The 3,471-nt window shown below is 68.1% G+C and carries 2 protein-coding genes; one reads left to right on the forward strand and one right to left on the reverse strand.

All coding sequences use genetic code 11. From position 1 onward, the window contains the following. Window positions 1-20: 20 nt before the first annotated feature. Window positions 21-1,772 carry an ABC transporter ATP-binding protein gene (locus AB8O64_RS33470; protein WP_370423426.1) on the reverse strand — a complete coding sequence of 584 codons (1,752 nt, stop codon included), beginning with the start codon at window positions 1,770-1,772 and terminating at the stop codon, window positions 21-23. 354 nt (window positions 1,773-2,126) lie between these two features. Between AB8O64_RS33470 and AB8O64_RS33475 the strand changes: the two genes are divergently transcribed. Further along, the gene (locus AB8O64_RS33475) at window positions 2,127-3,158 is read left to right on the forward strand and encodes a GDP-mannose 4,6-dehydratase (RefSeq protein WP_370423427.1); all 1,032 of its coding nucleotides are present in this window, start codon (window positions 2,127-2,129) and stop codon (window positions 3,156-3,158) included. The last annotated feature ends 313 nt before the right edge of the window (window positions 3,159-3,471 follow it).

Consider the following 3,471-nt stretch of genomic DNA (forward strand, 5'->3'; position numbering starts at 1 on the left):
CGGCGGCGCTCACGGCGTGCTCACGGCTGTGGCGTCGCACCGGCGGCCTCCTCGCTGGTGAGCTGGGAGAGCGCGATCTCGCGGTACGTCGTGCTGTCGCGCATCAGCTCCTCATGGGTGCCGGTGCCCACCACGCGCCCGGCGTCGAGGACCACGATGCGGTCGGCGTGCCGGACCGTGCTGACCCGTTGGGCGACGACGACCACCGTCGCCCCGGCGATCTCGGGGGCGAGGGCCGCCCGCAGTGCCGCGTCCGTGGCGTAGTCGAGCGCCGAGAAACAGTCGTCGAAGAGATAGATGTCGGGCCGGCGCACCAGCGTGCGCGCGATGGACAGCCGCTGTCGCTGCCCGCCCGAGAGGTTGGTGCCGCCCTGGGCGATCCGCGCGCCCAGCCCACCGGGCATGCGCGCGACGAAGTCCCGGGCCTGGGCGATCTCCAGGGCGCGCCACAGCTCCTCGTCGGTGGCCCCGGGGTGGCCGAAGCGCAGATTGCTCGCCACGGTGCCGGAGAAGAGATAGGGCTTCTGCGGTACGAAGCCGACGGTGCGGGAGAGGGCGTCGGCGTCGTAGGCGCGCACGTCGACGCCGCCCACCAGGACCGATCCGCCCGTGCGGTCGAAGAGCCGCAGCAGCACGTTCAGCAGGGTCGTCTTGCCGCTCCCGGTGCTGCCGAGGATCGCCACCGTCTCCCCGGGACCGGCCGTGAGGTCGATGTCCCGCAATACCGGCTCCTCCGCCCCCGGGTAGCGGAACTCCACGGCACGCAGCTCCAGCCGGCCGGCGTCCGGGCCGGCGGGGACCGGGGTCTCGGGGGCCTTGACGCTCGGCTCGGTGTCGAGCACCTCCTGGATGCGTTCGGCGGACACCCTCGCGCGGGGAACGGCCAGGAAGACGAACGTCACCATCACGACGGACATGAGGATCAGACCGAGATAGCTCAGGAAGGCGCTCAGCGAGCCGAGCTGCATCGATCCGGCCTCGATCCGGCGGGCGCCGAACCAGATCAGCCCCACCATGAAGGCGTTCATCACCAGCATGACGAGGGGGAGCATCGCCGCTATCAGCCGGGCGACGCGCAGTGACAGCGCGGTCATCTCGGCGTTCGTCCGGGTGAACCGCTCGCGTTCGTGGGTGTCGCGCACGAAGGCCCGCACCACCCGGACCCCGGTGATCTGCTCGCGCAGCATCCGGTTGACCTGGTCGACGCGCTGTTGCATCAGGTCGTACCACGGGCTCATCCGGGTCAGGATGAGCGTGAAGGTGCCGGCGATCACCACGACGATCGCCACCAGGAACATCGACAGCGGTACGTCCTGACGCAGCGCCAGCAGCACACTGCCGACGCACATGATGGGTGCCGACACCGCGATGCCGAAGGCCGACTGGGTCAGCGCCTGGACCTGCTGGACGTCGTTGACCGTTCTGGTGATCAGCGAGGGGGTGCCGAAGCGGCCCACCTCGCGGGCGGAGAAGTCCAGCACCCGGCGGAAGACCGCCGAGCGCAGATCGCGTCCGAGGGCCATCGAGGTGCGGGAGCCGAGGGTCACCGCGCCGATCGCGCAGGCGATCTGCAGGGCCGCCACGACGAGCATGACGGCACCGGTCCGCCAGATGTAATCGGTATCGGCCTTGACCACGCCGTTGTCGATGACCGCGGCACCGAACATGGGCAGCAGCAACGTGGCCGTGACCTGCACCAGTTGCAGCAGCACGAGAAGGGTGACGGAGCGGCCGTAGGGGCGCAGGCGGGCACGCAGGAGTCTGATCAGCACCGAACTCTCCGGACGGCAGGGCCGGCGGACCGCCGACCCGCCCAGTCCACCGCACAACGCGCAGGAGAATCCCTAGTGTTCACGCGGCGGGATGCTCCCGGGCGTCGGCCGACGGTGTGCCCGCGGGGCCCGAGTCTCGCAAATTCCCTAGTGTGTCGGCATTTTCTTGACACTGCCGTCGGGCGACTGCGAGCGTGCGGTCGCATATATCGGCCGGACAGAAGCGCATTCGGTGCCAGTTCATCGACCGGTCATTCTTCCGGTGCGTTCACCGTCGGACTTTCGCATGTTCCGCTCCCGTGGTGGGACAGCTCTGCGTGCGGGCGGTCTGTCCGGGGGAGAGAAGGGGATGACATGTCCAGGCGCGCGTTGATCACTGGGATCACCGGACAGGACGGTTCTTACCTGGCGGAACACCTGCTGTCGCAGGGTTACCAGGTATGGGGATTGATCAGGGGACAGGCCAATCCGCGGAAATCGCGGGTGAGCCGTCTGGTCTCCGATTTGTCGTTCGTGGACGGCGATCTCATGGATCAGGCAAGTCTCGTTTCGGCCGTGGACACGGTGCAGCCGGACGAGGTGTACAACCTCGGCGCGATTTCCTTTGTGCCGATGTCGTGGCAGCAGGCCGAACTGGTCACCGAGATCAACGGCATGGGTGTCCTGCGGATGCTCGAAGCCATCCGCATGGTGAGCGGACTGAACGGCTCCCGCCATGCGGGCGGCGGCCAGATCCGTTTCTACCAGGCGTCGTCCTCGGAGATGTTCGGCAAGGCCGCCGAGACTCCGCAGAGCGAGACCACCAGGTTCCACCCCCGCAGCCCGTACGGCGTCGCGAAGACGTACGGGCACTTCATCACGAAGAACTACCGTGAGTCCTTCGGGATGTACGCGGTGTCCGGGATGCTTTTCAACCACGAGTCCCCGCGCCGTGGCGCGGAGTTCGTCACCCGGAAGATCTCGCTGGCGGCCGCCCGCATCAAGCTGGGCCACCAGAAGAAGCTGGACCTCGGGAACCTCGACGCGGTGCGTGACTGGGGCTTCGCCGGCGACTACGTCCGGGCGATGCACCTCATGCTCCAGCAGAAGGAGCCGACCGACTACGTGGTGGGCACCGGCCAGATGCACACGGTCCGGGACGCGGTGCGCTATGCCTTCGAGCACGTGGACCTCGACTGGAAGGACTACGTCTGCGTCGACCCGGCCCTGGTGCGTCCGGCCGAGGTGGAGGTGCTGTGCGCGGACACCCAGCGGGTCCGTACCGAGCTGGGCTGGGAGCCGACCGTCGACTTCCCGCAGCTGATGCACATGATGGTCGAGTCCGACCTCCAGCAGGTCTCCCGTGAGCACGAGTACGGGGACCTCCTGCTGGCCGGCAGCTGGTAACAGCGGCACATCGCGTCGGCTCGGTACCGGTACGAGCCGGCAGCAGGCCGGCAGCAGACAAGCAACAGACAACAGGCGTCAAGAAACCGACGCGGCGTGACGCGTACCCGCGTCCCGCCGCGTCGTCGCGGACGCAAGCGCCGCGCAGAACTAGGGATTTCTTGCCGACGACCCGACGAGACTCGTTTCATGGCATTCCGCGGACGCGGATGCCGCGAGTCTCGTCGCCCCAGGCCAAGACGTGCCTGCCGGGTGACGTTCGGGCGGCGCGATTCAGGTTCGGCCACTGGCTGTCGAGATTGGTTGAGTTGAG

The sequence above is a fragment of the Streptomyces sp. QH1-20 genome (assembly GCF_041283565.1).
Classification (GTDB): domain Bacteria; phylum Actinomycetota; class Actinomycetes; order Streptomycetales; family Streptomycetaceae; genus Streptomyces; species Streptomyces syringius.